At 61.1% G+C, this 17,265-nt stretch carries 16 protein-coding genes; 7 read left to right on the forward strand and 9 right to left on the reverse strand.

Going from position 1 to position 17,265, the window contains the following annotated elements:
* Window positions 1-55: 55 nt before the first annotated feature.
* The gene (gene cysS / locus ACOWVD_RS12695; RefSeq protein ID WP_049242724.1) at window positions 56-1,441 is read right to left on the reverse strand and encodes a cysteine--tRNA ligase; all 1,386 of its coding nucleotides are present in this window, start codon (window positions 1,439-1,441) and stop codon (window positions 56-58) included.
* 309 nt (window positions 1,442-1,750) lie between these two features.
* Between cysS and ppiB the strand changes: the two genes are divergently transcribed.
* The 4 genes from ppiB to purK all read left to right on the forward strand — a co-directional run bounded on the left by ppiB (window position 1,751) and on the right by purK (window position 4,716).
* Entirely contained in the window at window positions 1,751-2,245 is a 495-nt protein-coding gene (ppiB, locus tag ACOWVD_RS12700; protein ID WP_164095483.1) for a peptidylprolyl isomerase B, read from the forward strand.
* Window positions 2,246-2,255: 10 nt separating this feature from the next.
* Window positions 2,256-2,978, forward strand: coding sequence for a UDP-2,3-diacylglucosamine diphosphatase (locus ACOWVD_RS12705; RefSeq protein WP_015376912.1), 723 nt, complete (start codon window positions 2,256-2,258; stop codon window positions 2,976-2,978).
* Between the two features lie 149 nt (window positions 2,979-3,127).
* Window positions 3,128-3,652, forward strand: coding sequence for a 5-(carboxyamino)imidazole ribonucleotide mutase (gene purE, locus ACOWVD_RS12710; RefSeq protein ID WP_004940188.1), 525 nt, complete (start codon window positions 3,128-3,130; stop codon window positions 3,650-3,652).
* The gene (purK, locus tag ACOWVD_RS12715) at window positions 3,649-4,716 is read left to right on the forward strand and encodes a 5-(carboxyamino)imidazole ribonucleotide synthase (RefSeq protein ID WP_049242728.1); all 1,068 of its coding nucleotides are present in this window, start codon (window positions 3,649-3,651) and stop codon (window positions 4,714-4,716) included. Before purE ends, purK begins: the two co-directional genes overlap by 4 nt.
* Window positions 4,717-4,772: 56 nt before the next feature.
* On the opposite strand, the gene ACOWVD_RS12720 is transcribed toward purK, so the two are convergent.
* The 4 genes from ACOWVD_RS12720 to ybbA all read right to left on the reverse strand — a co-directional run bounded on the left by ACOWVD_RS12720 (window position 4,773) and on the right by ybbA (window position 10,373).
* A complete protein-coding gene (locus ACOWVD_RS12720) occupies window positions 4,773-5,318 on the reverse strand; it encodes an ankyrin repeat domain-containing protein (protein ID WP_197798653.1) in 546 nt (181 codons plus the stop codon).
* 61 nt (window positions 5,319-5,379) lie between these two features.
* Window positions 5,380-6,840, reverse strand: a complete 1,461-nt coding sequence (gene katB / locus ACOWVD_RS12725; protein WP_306377746.1) for a catalase KatB — start codon at window positions 6,838-6,840, stop codon at window positions 5,380-5,382.
* Window positions 6,841-7,257: 417 nt separating this feature from the next.
* On the reverse strand, window positions 7,258-9,690 hold the full coding sequence (gene ybbP / locus ACOWVD_RS12730; protein WP_421105663.1) for a putative ABC transporter permease subunit YbbP: 2,433 nt from the start codon (window positions 9,688-9,690) through the stop codon (window positions 7,258-7,260).
* Entirely contained in the window at window positions 9,687-10,373 is a 687-nt protein-coding gene (gene ybbA / locus ACOWVD_RS12735) for a putative ABC transporter ATP-binding protein YbbA (RefSeq protein WP_004940192.1), read from the reverse strand. Before ybbA ends, ybbP begins: the two co-directional genes overlap by 4 nt.
* Here ybbA and tesA point away from each other — a divergent pair.
* From tesA to ACOWVD_RS12750, 3 genes are all read left to right on the forward strand, one after another.
* Entirely contained in the window at window positions 10,344-10,982 is a 639-nt protein-coding gene (gene tesA / locus ACOWVD_RS12740; protein WP_161545168.1) for a multifunctional acyl-CoA thioesterase I/protease I/lysophospholipase L1, read from the forward strand. The genes ybbA and tesA overlap by 30 nt on opposite strands.
* Before the next feature lie 26 nt (window positions 10,983-11,008).
* On the forward strand, window positions 11,009-11,785 hold the full coding sequence (locus tag ACOWVD_RS12745; protein WP_004940195.1) for an SDR family oxidoreductase: 777 nt from the start codon (window positions 11,009-11,011) through the stop codon (window positions 11,783-11,785).
* Between the two features lie 77 nt (window positions 11,786-11,862).
* Window positions 11,863-12,717, forward strand: a complete 855-nt coding sequence (locus ACOWVD_RS12750; protein WP_076740492.1) for a co-chaperone YbbN — start codon at window positions 11,863-11,865, stop codon at window positions 12,715-12,717.
* A gap of 125 nt (window positions 12,718-12,842) precedes the next feature.
* Here the strand turns inward: ACOWVD_RS12750 and cfa are convergent, their stop codons facing one another.
* The 4 genes from cfa to ACOWVD_RS12770 all read right to left on the reverse strand — a co-directional run bounded on the left by cfa (window position 12,843) and on the right by ACOWVD_RS12770 (window position 17,264).
* A complete protein-coding gene (gene cfa, locus ACOWVD_RS12755; RefSeq protein ID WP_015376906.1) occupies window positions 12,843-13,994 on the reverse strand; it encodes a cyclopropane fatty acyl phospholipid synthase in 1,152 nt (383 codons plus the stop codon).
* Window positions 13,995-14,188: 194 nt separating this feature from the next.
* A complete protein-coding gene (locus ACOWVD_RS12760; protein WP_342134968.1) occupies window positions 14,189-15,091 on the reverse strand; it encodes a carbamate kinase in 903 nt (300 codons plus the stop codon).
* A 21-nt stretch (window positions 15,092-15,112) separates the two neighbouring features.
* Window positions 15,113-15,982, reverse strand: a complete 870-nt coding sequence (locus ACOWVD_RS12765) for a DUF2877 domain-containing protein (protein WP_197798657.1) — start codon at window positions 15,980-15,982, stop codon at window positions 15,113-15,115.
* A gap of 16 nt (window positions 15,983-15,998) precedes the next feature.
* The gene (locus tag ACOWVD_RS12770) at window positions 15,999-17,264 is read right to left on the reverse strand and encodes a DUF1116 domain-containing protein (protein WP_049242741.1); all 1,266 of its coding nucleotides are present in this window, start codon (window positions 17,262-17,264) and stop codon (window positions 15,999-16,001) included.
* Between the last annotated feature and the right edge of the window lies 1 nt (window position 17,265).

Here is a 17,265-nt window from a genome sequence, read left to right on the forward strand (position 1 = left end):
AGCCATAGAAAAAGGCGCTGAATTCAGCGCCTTTTTTGTTTTCACTTCGGCCGGCTTACTTACGGCGCCAGGTGGTGCCCTGCGGCCCGTCTTCCAGCACGATGTTCATCTCGTTCAAGCGATCGCGAGCGGCGTCCGCCAGCGCCCAGTCCTTGGCGGCACGCGCTTCGTTACGCTGTTTGATCAGCGCTTCGATCTCCGCCACTTCACCGTCGTCAACCTGTGCGCCCCCTTGCAGGAACTGCTCCGGCTCCTGCTGCAGCAGGCCGAGCACTTTCGCCAGCTTGCGCAGCTCCGCCGCCATGCCGTTGGCCGCCGCCATGTCTTCGCTCTTCAGGCGGTTAACTTCGCGCGCCAGATCGAACAGCGCCGAGTAGGCTTCCGGAGTGTTGAAGTCGTCGTCCATCGCTTCGCGGAAGCGGGCTTCGAACGCTTCACCGCCGGTCGGCGCGGCATCGGCGTCGGTGCCACGCAGCGCGGTATAGAGGCGCTCCAGCGCGGTGCGCGCCTGCTTAAGGTTCTCTTCGCTGTAGTTCAGCTGGCTGCGATAGTGCCCGGACATCAGGAAGTAACGCACCGTCTCCGCATCGTAATGGCCGAGCACGTCGCGGATGGTGAAGAAGTTATCCAGCGATTTGGACATCTTCTCTTTGTCGATCATCACCATGCCGGAGTGCATCCAGTAATTGACGTACGGGCCGTCGTGGGCGCAGCTCGACTGCGCGATCTCGTTCTCGTGGTGCGGGAACATCAGATCGGAACCGCCGCCGTGGATGTCGAAGTGGGTGCCCAGCTGTTTGCAGTTCATGGCGGAGCATTCGATATGCCAGCCCGGACGACCCGGCCCCCACGGCGACTGCCAGCTCGGCTCGCCCGGCTTGGACATTTTCCACAGCACGAAGTCCATCGGGTTACGCTTCACGTCGTCGATCTCCACGCGCGCGCCGGCCTGCAGCTGATCCAGATCCTGACGCGACAGCAGGCCGTATTGCGGATCGCTGTCGATGGAGAACATCACGTCGCCGTTGCTGGCCACGTAAGCGTGATCGCGATCGATAAGACGCTGCGTGATCTCGATGATCTCGGCGATGTGCTGGGTTGCGCGCGGCTCTTGATCCGGGCGATCGATCAGCAGCGCGTCGAAGTCGGCATGCATTTCCGCCAGCATGCGTTCGGTCAGCTGGTCGCAGGTCTCATGATTTTCCGCCGCGCGGCGAATGATTTTGTCGTCTACGTCGGTGACGTTGCGCACGTAGTTCAGCGAATAGCCGAGATAGCGCAGATAACGCGCCACCACGTCGAAAGCGACAAAGGTACGACCGTGGCCGATGTGACACAGGTCATAGATGGTTACCCCGCACACGTACATGCCCACTTTCCCGGCATGAATGGGTTTGAATTCCTCTTTTTGACGACTCAGGGTATTAAAAATCTTTAGCATCGGGAGATTCCGTGGTGTGCGTGATAACAAAAAAGATAACCGGGCTTCAGGTTTTACGCCCGGTAGCGTATTGAAACCTGAAGCCTGATCTATTGCAAGGTTAAGGCCAAGCTTTGCTGACTTCACGCGAATAAAATGCGCGAAATTCGCCGGTTGGCACAATTGTTATAATATAACACAAATGCAATTACCACAGACAGTGCGCGGTTGAGCCGCTGCTGACTCGCTGGGGCGGATATGTTATAAGGGCGGTCTGAATGTTCACTCGCTTTACGTGACGTCTCACTTCACCTTGTTAGGATTAAAACTATGGTTACTTTCCACACCAATCACGGCGATATCGTTATCAGGACCTTTGCTGACAAAGCGCCGGTTACCGTTGAAAACTTCCTGAACTACTGCCGCGCCGGTTTCTACGACAACACCATCTTCCACCGTGTGATCAACGGCTTCATGATCCAGGGCGGCGGTTTCGAACCGGGCATGAACCAGAAAGCGACTAACGCGACCATCAAGAACGAAGCCAACAACGGTCTGAAAAACACCATCGGCACCCTGGCAATGGCGCGCACCAACGATCCGCACTCCGCCACCGCACAGTTCTTCATCAACGTGGCTGACAACGACTTCCTGAACTTCCGCGGCGAAAACGTGCAGGGCTGGGGCTACTGCGTGTTCGCTGAAGTGGTTGAAGGAATGGACGTGGTCAACAAGATCAAAGGCGTGAAAACCGGCCGCAGCGGCATGCACCAGGACGTACCGGTAGAAGACGTCGTCATCAACAGCGTGACCGTCAGCGAGTAATCGCGGCTGCATGAGTACGCTGTTCATCGCAGATCTGCACTTGTGCGCACAGGAACCGGCAATCACTGCCGGTTTTCTGCGTTTTTTACGGCGCGAAGCGGTGCACGCCGACGCGCTGTACATCCTCGGCGACCTGTTTGAAGCCTGGATCGGCGACGACGATCCCGAGCCGCTGCACGCGGAGATCGCCGCGGCGCTCAAAGCGCTGCAACAGGCCGGCGTGCCCTGCTATTTCATCCACGGCAACCGCGATTTTCTGCTCGGCAAGCGCTTCGCCCGCGCCAGCGGCATGCAGCTGCTGCCGGAAGAAAAAGTGCTGGAGCTGTACGGCCGCAGGATCCTGATCCTGCACGGCGACACCCTGTGCACCGACGATCAAGCCTATCAGCAATTCCGCCGTAAAGTGCACAACCCGCTGATTCAAAAATTGTTCCTCGCGCTGCCGCTGCGCTGGCGACTGAAGATCGCCGCCAACATGCGCGCCCGCAGCCAGCAATCCAACCAGTACAAGTCGGAAGCCATCATGGACGTCAACCCGCAGGCGGTCGAGCAAACGATGCTGCGCCACGACGTGCACTGGATGATCCACGGCCATACCCATCGCCCAGCGGTGCACCGGCTGGCGCTGAGCAACGGCGAAGCCCATCGCGCGGTGCTGGGCGCCTGGCACGTCGAAGGATCGATGATCAAAGTCAGCGCCGACGCCGTCGAGCTGATCCAATTCCCATTCTGAGTTCCGCGCAGGCGCGCGAGTGAAAATTCGCGCTTTCGCCGGTGAAAACCGGCGACGCAACCGTTTTCCTCGCCGTGCGCTCATGGTATGCTCTACGCCCTCATTCGGCCCTCAGCCGACGCCAGACAAATCACAGGAGCCTTACACCCATGGGAGCCAACGCCGCTTCAGCCGCCAATGCCGGGGCTAAAATCGCAATTGTAATGGGATCGAAAAGTGACTGGGCCACCATGCAGTTCGCCGCCGAAGTCCTGACCCAACTCGATGTCCCCTTCCATGTCGAAGTCGTTTCCGCTCACCGCACGCCGGACAAGCTGTTCAGCTTCGCCGAGCAGGCTGCCGCCAACGGCTTTGACGTGATCATCGCCGGCGCCGGCGGTGCGGCGCATCTGCCGGGCATGCTGGCGGCGAAAACCCTGGTGCCGGTGCTGGGTGTGCCGGTGCAAAGTGCCGCGCTGAGCGGCGTAGACAGCCTCTACTCCATCGTGCAGATGCCGCGCGGCATTCCGGTGGGGACGCTGGCGATCGGCAAAGCCGGCGCCGCCAACGCCGGGCTGCTGGCGATGCAGATCCTGGCGCTGCACGACGCCGCGCTGGCGCAGCGTTTGGCAGACTGGCGTCAGGCGCAGACTGAAGACGTTTTGAACCACCCCGATCCGCGGGAGGACGCATGAAGCCGGTTTGCGTACTGGGCAACGGCCAGCTGGGGCGCATGCTGCGCCAGGCCGGCGAACCACTGGGCATCGCCGTCTATCCTGTCGGCATCGATGCCGAACCCGAGGCAGTGCCGTATCAGAACAGCGTCATTACCGCCGAGATCGAACGCTGGCCGGAAACCGCGCTGACGCGCGAACTGGCGACCCACAGCGCCTTCGTCAACCGCGACATTTTCCCGCGTCTGGCCGATCGCCTGACGCAAAAACAGCTGCTCGATCAGCTCGGCCTGGCGACCTCGCCGTGGCAATTGCTGGCGGGCGCCGCCGAATGGCCGCAAGTGTTCGCTTCGCTGGGCGAACTGGCGATCGTCAAACGCCGGGTCGGTGGCTATGACGGCCGCGGCCAGTGGCGCTTGCGCCCGGGCCAGGAAGCCGAACTGCCGGCCGACGCCTATGGCGAGTGCATCGTCGAGCAAGGCATCAATTTCTCCGGCGAAGTGTCGCTGGTGGGCGCGCGCGGCCACGACGGCCGTTCGGTATTCTACCCGCTGACCCACAACCTGCATGAAGACGGCATCCTGCGCACCAGTGTGGCGCTGCCGCAGCCCAACCCGGCGCTGCAGCAACAGGCCGAGCAGATGCTGGCGGCGATCCTGAACGAGCTGAACTACGTCGGCGTGATGGCGATGGAGTGCTTTATCGTCGGCGATCGGCTGCTGATCAACGAACTGGCGCCGCGCGTGCACAACAGCGGCCACTGGACGCAAAACGGCGCGTCCATCAGCCAGTTCGAGCTGCACCTGCGCGCCATCCTCGGCCTGCCGCTGCCGCAGCCGGTAGTGAGCACGCCGTCGGTGATGGTCAACCTGATCGGCACCGCCGTCAACGAACAGTGGCTGTCGCTGCCGCTGGTGCACCTGCACTGGTATGAGAAAGAGGTGCGCCCGGGCCGCAAGGTCGGCCACCTCAATCTGAACGACCCGAACGCCGCCGATCTGCGCCAGGCGCTGCAGGCGCTGGCACCGCTGCTGCCGGGCGAATACCAAAGCGGGCTGGCCTGGGCACAGCAGAAGCTGGCCTAAACATCCAATAAAAATCAGGGTTCAACCCCGTGAACCCTGATTTTTAATATCACAGCCTAGCGGCTTGTCCTGATCGTTCCCTTCGACAACGCCTCAACATTGTTACCCGCATCATCGACCAGTTTCATGTCAGCACCTTTATTGCTTAACTCACGCAGCAACTCTTTCCGTTGGAACAAAGCAGCGTACATTGCCGCGGTTTGTCCTGCCTGATTGCGTTGATTGACATTGCAATCAGCGCGGATCAAGCGGCGAGCCACGGTTAACTCACCTTTGAATACCGCGCCCATCAAGGCGCTATTGCCACGCTTGTCGCGCAGGCAGGGATCTGCCCCGGCCGCAAGCAGGGCTTGCACCACATCATCATGGCCATGGTAGGCCGCCAGAATGATGGCCGTGTACCCCTTCTCATCGGCGGTATCGAGATTAAATCCGCCATCGATTAGGGTGTTAATCACTGCAATGTCGCCTTTTCTGGCTCCCTCCCAGAGATAATGATTGAGTTGTGAAAGCGTCGGATCGGTATCGTCGGCATGTGCAGGCCATGAAAAAAACAGTACGGCACTCAGCCAGAATAAAATGGCCTTTTTGATGATAAACATTTTCACCTCTTTACATGAACGCCCGGTGAGCCTATTAACCGGGCGCTCGAAGGTCGTCTGATCAGTCCGACAACTTGTCCGCCAGTTTTTTCACCTCGGCCAAATTACCTTTAGCAACCGCGGCCAAGCGCGATCCGTAATCCTTATCGGCTTTGTAAAAGTAGGAAAGCATAATATTTTTACTCTCCGCATCGGCCGATGCCAGTGACGTCCCGAGACTGTTCACCAGATCATCCTTCTCTTTTGCGCTATAGGACCGATAAAGTTCCCCTGCCTGCCGGAAGTTCTGCTCACGCTGGATTTTGCTTTGCGTCGTCACACCACTGAGCGGCGCGCTGCTGTATCGTGCGGATGCCAACTCTTCTCGCGGATAACGTCGGCTCGGCTGATAATTCACGCCTAAATCCTGGGTATCGCCATAATTCAAGTTACCGTCCTGGTTGCCGTTATTGACCGCGACCCTCGGCTGGTTGATCGGCAAACTTAAACCGTTCGCGCCAAGACGATACATTTGAGTGTCCGCATAAGCGAATAGCCTCCCCTGCAAGAGCTTATCTTCCGACGGTTCAATCCCCGGCACCAGGTTCGACGGCGCCATGGCGACTTGCTCCGTTTGCTGGAAAACGTTGTTTGGATTCCTGTTCAACACCATCTGGCCGATTTTACGCTCGGGAACGTCCGGCCATATCTTGGTTGCATCAAGCGGGTCGAAATCGAAGTTTTTCAGCTCCTCGGGCTTTAATACCTGGATATAGAGATCCCATTTCGGGTAGTCGCCCCGATTGATTGCCGTTACCAAATCCTGTGTCAGATGACTGTAATCCTTACCCTGTACCGCTTCGACCTGAGCGGGATCGAGATTTTTGATCCCTTGCAACGTTTTCCAGTGGAACTTCACATAATGAACCTCTCCGTTGCCATTAACGAATTTATAAGCATGAACGCCGTTGCCATCCATATTTCTATACGAGGCAGGAGTTCCTTCATTTGAATACAACAGCGTTAAGGTCCGGGTCGCTTCCGGCACGTGGGAGAAAAAGTCGAAGCGTCGCGAGTCATCGTCAAGATTGGTGCGTGGATCCGGTTTAAAGGCATGTACCATATCCGGGAATTTTATGGCGTCGCGAATGAAGAACGTTGGGAAGTTATTACCCACCAAATCCCAATTTCCCTGCGCAGTATAAAATTTGGTAGCAAAACCATGCGGATCGCGCAATGTTTCCGGCGAGTGATTGCCATGCACCACGCTGGAAAAACGCACGAATACCGGCGTCGTCGAGCCCATTTTAAACACTTCAGCGACGGTAAGATCGGAAATATCAGCGGTTGGCGTGAACACGCCAAAAGCACCGGTCCCCCGTGCATGCACGACCCGTTCTGGGATACGTTCACGATCAAAGCGTTGCAATTTTTGCAGCAGCTGAACATCCTGCAATAATACCGGCCCATTAGAGCCTGCTGTTTGCGAGTTTTGGTTATCGCCTACCGGTGCACCATTATCTCTGGTCAGCGTTTCCGCCATCACCGAAGAACTTAAAAGAAACGATGTCAAAGCAATGCACAGCGACTTCCTGGCAAAACGGAAATTATAATCATTGGTCACATAGCTATTTATCATTACATTATCCTTTTTAATGATAATACAGTACCAGAAGAGGGTTTATCCCATCCTCATTAAGAGTTAAATTACAGATTCAGAAAGCCAATAAAATATGGAAGAAATATAACAAAGACATTAAAAGCCAGCCAAAACTGAATCAATCAGACCATACCAATTAATAAAAAATTTGGAAGTGCACGCCAGCTATCATAATGATAGGTTAAATTTAACTCAAAATTTCCGTTCAAAAATCACAAATAAATAATGCCCATTACCGACGAAAAAATAGTGGGTTCAACATCCTGAACCCACTATTTCTATCCCTTCACAACCTGACTATCACCCCTCATAACTGCGGAACAGCGCCTTGCCGCGCAGCAGGCGCACGCCCAGCCAGCCGCCGCACAGCGACAGCAGCAGCGCGCTGGCCAGCGGCAGCGCCCACCACAGCACCGGCGTCGGCGTCCACGGGAAGTCAAACACCCGGCTCTGCAGCAGCCACAGTGCCGCCTCGGCGCCCACCGCCGCCGCGATGCCCGCCACCAGCCCCAGCAGAGCAAACTCGCACCACAGCGTGCGGCGCAGCAGCCGTTTGCCGGCCCCCAGCGTACGGTACACCACCAGCTCCTGACGGCGCTGACGCATGCCGACCTGCACCTGCGCCAGCAGCAATAGGCCGCCACACAGCACCACCAGCACCACCATCACCTCCAGCGCGCGGCTGACCTGCTGCAGCACGCCGCCCACCTGTTTCAGGATCGCGCCGATGTCCAGCAGACTGAGCGTCGGGAACTGACGGTTGAGCTGGGTCAGCATCTGGCCGTCGCCGTCGTAGCGGAAGCTGGTGAGCCAGGTCTGCGGCTGGCCGTCCAATGCGCCCGGCGGGAAGATAAAGTAAAAGTTCGGCTTCAGGCTTTCCCAATCCACCTGGCGCAGGCTGGTGACTTTGGCGCTGAACGCCTGGGTATCGCCGCTGAAGGTCAGCGTGTCGCCCAGCTTGATCTTCAGCCGCCCGGCGATGCCTTCATCCATTGAAACCTCACCGGTTTTCGGCGGCCAATTGCCCGCCACCAGCGGATTGTGATCCGGCAGTTCAGCCAGCCAGGTCAGGTTCAGCTCACGGTTCACCGCCTCGCCGCCCGGATCGTCTTCATGCACCCGCTCGGTCGCCACCTGCTGGTTTATCTCGGTCAGGCGCACCCGGACGATCGGATAATAAGTTTCCGGCTTGATCTGGTGCTGCTGCAGGAAGGTTTTCACCTGCGGCACCTGCGCCTCGGTCATATTGAGCAGGAAATAGTTCGGGCTGTCCGGCGGCAGCTGTTGCTGCCAGCGTTCGAGCAGATCGCCGCGCAGCACCAGCAACAGCGCCAACAGCATGAACGACAGCGAGAACGCCGCCAGCTGGCTGATGGTCACCCACGGCTGGTGCAGCAGGCGGTTGACCGCCAGCCGCAGCGCCAGGCTCTTGAGCGTGATGCGGCGCAGCAACAGCAGGCTGCCCCAGCCGATGCCGCCCAGCAGCAGCGCCAGCACCGCCATGCCAGCCAGGATCGCCCACAGCAGCGTGCTGGCCCCCATCAGCGCCACCAACAGCGCCACCACGATCGCCGCCGTCACCGGCAGGAAGTAGCGCAGTGGCCAGACGTTGGCCGTCACGTCGCGGCGCAGCACCCGCAGCGGCTGGGTGGCCAACAGCTGGCGATACGGCCGCAGCCCGACCAGCAGCGAGATCAGCACCAGCGCGCCGAGCGCCCACAGCCACGGCCAGGCGCCGGCGGCAGGCAATGCAGCCGGTAATACCGGCTTCAGCAGGCGGATCAGCAACGCCTCAAACGCCAGCCCGATCGCCCCGCCGCACGCCGCCGCCAGCGTCATCACCGCCAGCCACTGGCCGACGATCAATTTGCGCAGCGCGCCGCGCCCGGCGCCGAGGGTTTTCAGCACCGCAATCAGATCGTAACGGCTGCGGCAATAGTGGCTCATCGCCACCGCCACGGCGGCGATCGACAACAGCAGCGTCAGCAGCGCCGACAGCAGCAGGAACTGTTGGGATCGCTGCAGCGACTTGCCGAGCGCGCTGCCGGATTCCTGCAGCCCGAACCAGCGCTGATCCGGCGTCAACTGCGGCGTCAGCCGCGCTTCGTAACGCTGAATATCCGGCTCGGCGCCGGCGAACATATAACGGTAGGTCAGGCGGCTGCCCGGCTGTACTGCGCCGGTCTTATCGACGTCCGCCAGGTTGATCATGATGCGCGGCGCGGTCTGGAACGGATTGAAGCCGGCGTCCGGCTCCTGAACGATTTCACCGGCGATGCGCAGCGTAGTGTCGCCCACCTCCAGCGAATCCCCCACTTTCACGTTCAGCAGCGCCAGCAAGCGCGGCGCCACCAGCACGCTGCCCGGTTCGGGTTTGATGTTGGCCGGGCGCGTTTCCAGCTTGCCGTACAGCGGATAGACCATATCGGTGGCTTTCACGTCCGCCAGCTGCGGCCGATCGCCGGCATAGGTCATGGTGGTGAACGACAGCTGACGGCTCACCTTCAGCCCCTGCTGCTGCGCGTCCAGCAGCCAGCCGTCCGGCACAGGATGCGCGCTGCGCAGCACCCGATCGCCGGCGATAAAATCGCGGCTCTGCTGGCTGAGCCCTTTGTCCATGCGATCGCTGATGCTGCCCAGCGCCAGCACGCAGGCGACGGAGAGCGTCAGCGCCAGCCACACGATCAGCAGCGACGGCGAGCGCCATTCGCGCCAGAACCAGCGCCAGATCATGCTTCCTCCCACAGTTTGCCTTCACGCAGCCGCAGCCGCCGCTGGCAGCGCGCCGCCAGGGTTTCGTCATGGGTCACCAGGATCAGGGTGGTATCGAAATCGCGGTTGAGAGAGAACAGCAGGTCGGCGATGCGATCGCCGGTCTGACGATCGAGGTTGCCGGTCGGTTCATCGGCGAACAGCACCCGCGGCCGGCCGCTGAAGGCGCGCGCCAGCGCCACGCGCTGCTGCTCGCCGCCGGACAGCTGCGCCGGCAGGTGATCGAGACGTTTGCCCAGCCCCAACTGTTCCAGTAACTGCACCGCCTGCTCGCGACTCTGCCTGTCGCTCTCGCCGCGCAGCAGCGCCGGCAGCTGCACGTTCTCCAGCGCGTTCAGCGTCGGCACCAACATGAACGACTGAAACACGAAGCCGACGTTCCTGGCGCGCAGCGCGGCGCGGCCTTCTTCGTCCAGCGCGGTCAGCGACTCGCCGAGCAAACGCACCTCGCCCTCGCTGCCGTCGTCCAGCCCGGCCAAAATGCCCAGCAAGGTCGATTTCCCCGATCCGGATTCGCCGATCAGGGCGATCGTCTGCGCGGGTTTGACAAGCAGCTCGACTCCGGTAAGGATGGTGAGCTGATGCTCACCTTGACCAACGTGTTTACTAAGATGATGAACTTCAAGAACGTTTTCCGCTGGCATCTTCCCTTCCTTTTGCTGTTGGGATTATTCAGTTTACGCGCTGCCGCCGCCGATACCTTATTGATTTTGGGCGACAGTTTAAGCGCCGGCTATCGCCTGCCGATCGAGCGGGCCTGGCCGACGCTGTTGGCCGAACAGTGGCAGAAAAAACCGGGCGCGCCGCAACTGGTCAACGCCAGCATCAGCGGCGACACCGCCGCGCAGGGGCTGGCGCGTCTGCCCGCGCTGCTGAAACAGCATCAGCCGCGCTGGGTGCTGATCGAGCTGGGCGCCAACGACGGCCTGCGCGGCTTCCCGGCGCAGGACGTACAGCGCGATCTCGGCCAAATCATCACGCGGGTGCAGCAGGCCGGCGCGCAGCCGCTGCTGATGCAGATCCGCATCCCGCCTAACTACGGCCGCCGCTACACCGAGGCGTTCAGCGCCGTCTACCCGGCGCTGGCCAAGCAGTTCAACATTCCGCTGCTGCCGTTCTATATGGAACAGGTGGTGGTGAAGCCGGAATGGATGCAGGATGACGGATTGCACCCCAATGGGGACGCTCAGCCGTTTATCGCCACCTGGATGGCGGAGCGCCTGGAACCGCTAGTAAAGCATGAGTCTCACTAAATTAGGGTCGTACACTAGGTAAAGTTATGCAAAAAGCGGTATTGATAACCGGCTGTTCCAGCGGGATTGGATTGATTGCGGCGCAGGATCTGCGCAACCGCGGCTACCGGGTGCTGGCCGCCTGCCGTAAGCCGCAGGACGTGGAAAACATGCGCCAGCTCGGGCTGGAAGGCATCGAGCTGGATCTGGACGACAGCGCCAGCGTCGAGCGCGCCGCCGCCGAGGTGATCGCGCTGACCGACGGCCGCCTGTACGGCCTGTTCAATAACGGCGGTTTCGGCGTTTACGGCCCGCTCAGCCGCATTTCGCGCAGCCAGCTGGAGCGGCAGTTCGCCACCAACCTGTTCGGCACCCATCAGCTAACCCAGCTGCTGTTGCCGGCGATGTTGCCGCACGGCGAAGGGCGTATTATTCAGACCAGCTCGGTGATGGGCCTGGTCTCCAGCGCCGGGCGCGGCGCTTACGCCGCCAGCAAGTTCGCGCTGGAAGCCTGGTCGGACGCGCTGCGCATGGAGCTGCACGGCAGCGGCATTCAGGTCAGCCTGATCGAACCGGGGCCGATCTCCACCCACTTTAGCCAGAACGTCAACCAGGCGCAGAGCGACAAGCCGGTGCACAACCCCGGCATCGCCAAGCGCCTGACGCTGCCGCCGGAGGCCATCCTGCCCAAACTGCGCCACGCGCTGGAAAGCCCACGCGCCAAACTGCGCTATCCGGTCACCCTGCTGGCGCACGCGATGAGCGTGCTGCGCCGCATTTTGCCGGGCCGCTGTCTGGATTGGCTGCTGCGCAGCAACGCTTAATTCGCCCGACGGGGTTGAAGAATGGCGGCGCGCCCCCATTTACACCCCATGGCTCCGCACGATCAGAGAGAAAAAAGATGCTAGCTCAAGCTGTTGTTGATATTAACGAAACTAACCTGCACCAGACGCTGGAACAATCGATGTCCACACCGGTGCTGTTCTACTTCTGGTCCGAGCGCAGCCAACACTGCCTGCAGCTCACGCCGGTGCTGGACAAGCTGGCGGCGGAATACGCCGGTCAGTTCATTCTGGCCAAGGTGGACTGCGACGCCGAGCAGATGATCGCCTCCCAGTTCGGGCTGCGTTCCATTCCGACGGTCTACCTGTTTAAAGATGGCCAGCCGGTCGACGGCTTCCAGGGCCCGCAGCCGGAAGAAGCGATCCGCGACCTGCTGCAGCGTTTCCTGCCGAAGGAAGAAGATCTGAAACTGGCGCAGGCGCAGGAACTGCTGGCCGCCGGCAACGCCGCCGAAGCGCTGCCGCTGCTGAAAGACGCCTGGCAGAGCAGCCAGCAGCGCAGCGACATCGGCCTGACGCTGGCCGAAACGCAGATCGCCCTCAGCCGCAGCGAAGACGCCGAAGCGGTGCTGGCGACCATCCCGCTGCAGGATCGCGATACGCGCTATCAGGGCCTGGTGGCGCAGATTGAACTGTTGAAGCAGGCAGCGGACACGCCGGAAATCCAACAGCTGCAACAGCAGGTGCAGCAAGAGCCGGACAACGTCGAGCTGGCGGTGCAGCTGGCGCTGCAACTGCATCAGGTCGGGCGTAACGAAGAAGCGCTGGAACTGCTGATGGGGCATCTGAAGAAAGATCTGGCCGCCGCCAACGGCAACGCGCGCAAGACCCTGATGGACATTCTGGCCGCGCTCGGCACCGGCGACGCGCTGGCCGCCAAGTATCGCCGCCAGCTGTACTCCCTGCTGTACTGATATCCGTCATACCTGAAGCTGCATCCAGGCGGCAAACGTGAGAAGCCCTGGGAGCTTAGATAACTAAGTGACCAGGGGATCGAACGTGCAGCCAACAACGATGCGGCGGAAAAGACGAAGGGATATCAACGATAGACCCGCACCCCGCCCTCCACGCCCGCCGGGCTGAACAACACCTGCCACAGCTGAATGTTGCGCGAACGGAACGCGCCGGCGCAGGCGTTCAGGTAATAAGTGAACATGCGCTCGAAGCGCTCGGAATAACCGCCCGCCAATTCCGGCCACGCCCGTTTGAAATTCTCCAGCCAGGCCATCAGCGTGCGATCGTAATCGGCGCCGAAGTTGTGCCAATCCTCCATCACGAAACGCCCTTCGCTGGCCTCGGCGATATGCCGCACCGAAGGCAGGCAGCCGTTGGGGAAGATGTATTTGTCTATCCAGGCGTCGACGTTAAGGTCGGTTTGATTGGAACCGATGGTGTGCAGCAAAAACAGGCCATCGGGCTTCAGGTTGCGCGCCGCGACGCTGAAATAGGTCTCGTAGTTTTTCGGCCCGACGTGCTCGAACATGCCGACCGACACGATGCGATCAAACTGACGATCCAGATCGCGGTAATCCTGCAGCAAGATCTCGACGTCCAGCCCGGCGCAGCGTGCCTGCGCCAGCTTCTGCTGCTCGGCTGAAATGGTCACGCCGTGCACCGAGACGCCGTAGTTTTGCGCCGCAAACTGCGCCAACCCGCCCCAGCCGCAGCCGATATCCAGCAGCGTCATGCCCGGTTTCAGCTGCAGCTTCTCGCAGATCATCCTGAGCTTGGCCTGCTGCGCCTGCTCCAACGTTTGCGCTTCTTTCCAGTAGCCGCAGGAGTATTGCATGTAAGGATCGAGCATCGCCCGGAACAGGTCGTTGCCAATGTCGTAATGCTCTTTGCCCACCTGCCAGGCGCGCTTGCGCGATTGGCGGTTGAACAGCCGGGCATAGGCGATGCGCGCGATGTCGCTCAGGCTTTTCGGCAACCGCTCATCGACGCCGGCCTGCAGAATGCGGGTAAACAGCATGTCCAGCCGTTCGCATTCCCACCAGCCGTCCATATAGCTCTCGCCGAAGCCGAGCGAGCCTTCCTGCAAAATGCGTTTGAACAGCGCCGGGTTATGCACCCGGATATCCCAGGCGCGCGGGCCGTTGATGGCGACGCCGGCTTCGGCCAGCATCTCCTCTACAATGCGATACCAGCGGTCTTTCTTCTGGGCGAGTTCATCAACACTGAGCGAATCCATAACAATCCTTGGCCGAAATGTCATTTCAAAAAGCATAGTCGCAAATAAAAATGACAAATTTTTGACGGTAAACACGGGGGTGTTTTTACTCTAGCCAAGGCGAGCAACATCATGAAATGAATAAAAATTATTGAAATCATGCCATTTAGGCATACTTATCCGCGCCAACGCGGGCGCGGATAAACCGAAGGCAGCTAAGGTAAAATAGAGGTGCCGGCCTGGCCCGCCAGCACCGCGTCGATATCCTGCAGGCCACCGATATGCGCCGTCCGCCCGGTGCGATCGACGAAGCGGCTGACCGCCATGATCTTCGGCCCCATGGCGCCGTCCGCCACCGCCATCGGCGCCAGCTCCTGCGTGGTGGCGCGACGAATGGCGCGCTGGCGCGGCGTGCCCCACTCCTGGTACACCGCGTCGGCGTCGGTGAGGATCACCAGATGATCGGCCTCCACCTGTTCCGCCAACAGCGCCGCCGCCAGATCTTTGTCGATCACCGCTTCGCTGCCCGTCAGCCCATGCTCGCCGGCGATCATCGGGATGCCGCCGCCGCCGTTGCAGATCACGATATGCCGCTGCGACAGCAGCAAGGTGATCGCCTCGATGTCGAGGATCTTTTGCGGCGCCGGCGAAGGCACCACCCGGCGGATATAGTTGCCGTCCGCCTTCAGCGTCCAGCCGAACTTGGCCTCCAGCGCCTGCCGCTGTTCCGGCGCATACACCGGCCCGATGAACTTGCTCGGCGCCTGATAATCCGCATCCTGCGCATCCACCAGCACCCGCGTCAGCAGCGTGGACACCGGCTGCTGCGGATGGCTGGCATTCAGCTGCTGCGCCAGCATATAGCCGATCATGCCCTGGCTTTCGGCCACCAGAATATCCAGCGGATAGGGCGGCACATCGCGGTACGCCAGATTTTGCAACGCCAGCAACCCCACCTGCGGGCCGTTGCCGTGCACGATGGCGATGCGGTATTTCTGCGCCAGCTTGCCGATGGCGTCGGCGATGAGGGCGATGCTCTTATACTGATTTTCCGCAGAGAGCACGGCTCCGCGTTGCAACAAGGCGTTGCCGCCCAACGCAATGACCAAGGTTTTCATGGTTTGCACCCGTAGTTGAAATCATACCGTCCCGGCCGGATCCGCGATCCGGCCCTCATGTTCACACCGCGCGCCGCACAGTGCGTTAATCGTCGTCACCCCCAGCCACACGCCCAGCAGCGTGTCCGCCCCCGAGAAATGCCCCAGGTTCAGCACCGCCGCCACCGCCGCCGATACACCGTTAGGTACCTGCAGCCCCTGCGCCAGCATATGCAGCGGCGTGGCGAACACGCCCCGCTCGGCGTAGTGCAGGTAGTGCGCGCTCACCAGCGTGGTCAACGCTTCCAGCGGTGGCGTCTGGGCGAAAAACGGCGTCAGCCCGGCGACCTGGATGCGGCTGTCGAGGTGCGCGCTCAGCAACAGACCGAGCAAGGTGTCGTCGTTGCTCGGCGTCAGCCCCGGCCCTTTGCCCAGCGTATGGCGCCAGTCGACCGCGCCGCCCCGCAGCCAACGGGAGAAATCCCGCGCCAGCCTGGCCAGCTCCGGCGTTAACGGCCGCTTCACCAGCCGACCGATTTCGCCGTGCAACCCGCACTGCGCCGTGCAGCGCTGCAATACCGCCGCCAGCGGCCGATCGGCAATGGCCGCCCGCTGCGCCAGCGCCAGCTCCCGCGCCATCGCGGCGGGCCGAACAAGGAGCGCATCCAACGTGATGCCTGCGGCGGAGAAAGTGCAGCGTCGTACAGACGGCACCGCACGCCGCACGCGATCGAAATCCCGCGCGCCGAGCTGCCACCCCATCGGGCTCAGGCCGCTGCCGGCGCGGTGCAGCGTCAGCAGCCGCGCGTTTTCCGTCAGGAAATTGATCGCGTTGGTGAAGCTGCCGACGCAGCGCAGCGCGCCATAGTCCCGCGTCACATGGCGGCTGCCTGCCAGCGCGACAATGTCCATACGCCCCTCCGTTCACTTACGCCGTGATGCCGAGCTTATCGGCCAGCGCTTCGATCGCCTTCTCGAAACAACCGAGCGGCGCACGCACCGTGCCTGCGCCGATCTGCCCGACCCCGGCTTCGCGGTGAGCAATGCCGGTGTTGATCAGCGGCGTGATGCCGGTTTCCACCACCCGCCGGGCATCCAGCCCCAGGCAGGCGCCCTGGAAGTCCCAGGTCGGGATCTGCAGCATCATGTTGCGCTCAAGATAGATCTCCGCCATTTCCTCGGAGATGTCGGTGGCGGCGCTCATGCCGCCGGAAGCCCCGACGAAACGCGTCACGCCCGGGGCCGCGACCATCGCCGCCCCACCGATGCCGAAGGTTTCGGTGATCGCGCTGTCGCCGATGTCCGGGTTGGCGTCCGCCTGGCTGAAGCCGGAGAAGAACAGCCCTTCCGGCGTATTGACCGGCGCGGTGAACCAACGATCGCCCATGCCGCTGATCTTGACGCCAAAGTTCTTGCCGTTGCGGGTCATTACCGTGACGATAGTGCCCTGCTCAATTTCTGCTCCCGCATCCATCGCCGCCTTGCAGTAAGCCATCGCCAGATTGAGGAAGAACTGATCGGTGATGCTGAGGAACTGCATCACCTGCGCCAGCTCCGCCTTATCGCGAGGCAGCAGGCTAATCTCCGGCGCCAATCTGCGCATCAATAGCGCTGAGGCTGCGATATTGCGCTGGTGGAATTCGTCCCCCATGCTGATCGCCTGCGCCATCAGCGCGGTCAGATCGATCCCCTCCTCCAGCGTCGCCAGCACCGCTTTCAGCACCGGAGCCAAAGAGTCGCGCATCCAGCGCAGACGCTGCTGCACATCCTCGCCATAGGCGCCGAAGCGCATCACCTTACCGATGCCTTCGTTCATGTTGCAGTAGGCGTAGTTGCCGTGGACGGTGTTCCTGACCACCACCATCGGCATGTGGGCCGAGGTGATGCCGCCCATCGGCCCCACCGCGCTCACGCTGTGGCATGGGATGAACTCGATTTCCCCTTGCTCCAGCAGCGCCAGCGCCTGCTGTTCATCCTGCGCCCAGCCTTCGAACAGGCAGGCGCCAATGCAGGCACCGCGCACCGGACCGCTCATCTCTTGCCAGGTGACCGGCGGCCCGGCGTGCAGCAGCTTGCGTCCTTCAGCCAGCTGCGGGATCAACCGATGCGCCAGATCCACATCCTGCCAGTGCGGGCGCGCCTCGCGGATACGGGCGATAACGGCGGCGTTTGCTTGCTCAATCGTTGCGTACATA

Origin of the sequence: Serratia sp. SA088, from assembly GCF_049065515.1 — a bacterium.
Taxonomy (GTDB): Bacteria; Pseudomonadota; Gammaproteobacteria; order Enterobacterales; family Enterobacteriaceae; genus Serratia; species Serratia nematodiphila.

Coding starts and splice junctions, on each gene's coding strand:
- purK (WP_049242728.1), top strand. CDS start 3,649: ATGAAGCCGGTTTGCGTACTGGGCAACGGCCAGCTGGGGCGCATGCTG.
- ybbA (WP_004940192.1), bottom strand. CDS start 10,373: ATGCCAGCGGAAAACGTTCTTGAAGTTCATCATCTTAGTAAACACGTT.
- ACOWVD_RS12765 (WP_197798657.1), bottom strand. CDS start 15,982: ATGGACATTGTCGCGCTGGCAGGCAGCCGCCATGTGACGCGGGACTAT.
- katB (WP_306377746.1), bottom strand. CDS start 6,840: ATGGCGGAAACGCTGACCAGAGATAATGGTGCACCGGTAGGCGATAAC.
- ACOWVD_RS12745 (WP_004940195.1), top strand. CDS start 11,009: ATGCAAAAAGCGGTATTGATAACCGGCTGTTCCAGCGGGATTGGATTG.
- cysS (WP_049242724.1), bottom strand. CDS start 1,441: ATGCTAAAGATTTTTAATACCCTGAGTCGTCAAAAAGAGGAATTCAAA.
- tesA (WP_161545168.1), top strand. CDS start 10,344: ATGAACTTCAAGAACGTTTTCCGCTGGCATCTTCCCTTCCTTTTGCTG.
- ACOWVD_RS12770 (WP_049242741.1), bottom strand. CDS start 17,264: ATGTACGCAACGATTGAGCAAGCAAACGCCGCCGTTATCGCCCGTATC.
- ACOWVD_RS12705 (WP_015376912.1), top strand. CDS start 2,256: ATGAGTACGCTGTTCATCGCAGATCTGCACTTGTGCGCACAGGAACCG.
- ACOWVD_RS12760 (WP_342134968.1), bottom strand. CDS start 15,091: ATGAAAACCTTGGTCATTGCGTTGGGCGGCAACGCCTTGTTGCAACGC.
- purE (WP_004940188.1), top strand. CDS start 3,128: ATGGGAGCCAACGCCGCTTCAGCCGCCAATGCCGGGGCTAAAATCGCA.
- ppiB (WP_164095483.1), top strand. CDS start 1,751: ATGGTTACTTTCCACACCAATCACGGCGATATCGTTATCAGGACCTTT.
- ybbP (WP_421105663.1), bottom strand. CDS start 9,690: ATGATCTGGCGCTGGTTCTGGCGCGAATGGCGCTCGCCGTCGCTGCTG.
- ACOWVD_RS12750 (WP_076740492.1), top strand. CDS start 11,863: ATGCTAGCTCAAGCTGTTGTTGATATTAACGAAACTAACCTGCACCAG.
- ACOWVD_RS12720 (WP_197798653.1), bottom strand. CDS start 5,318: ATGTTTATCATCAAAAAGGCCATTTTATTCTGGCTGAGTGCCGTACTG.
- cfa (WP_015376906.1), bottom strand. CDS start 13,994: ATGGATTCGCTCAGTGTTGATGAACTCGCCCAGAAGAAAGACCGCTGG.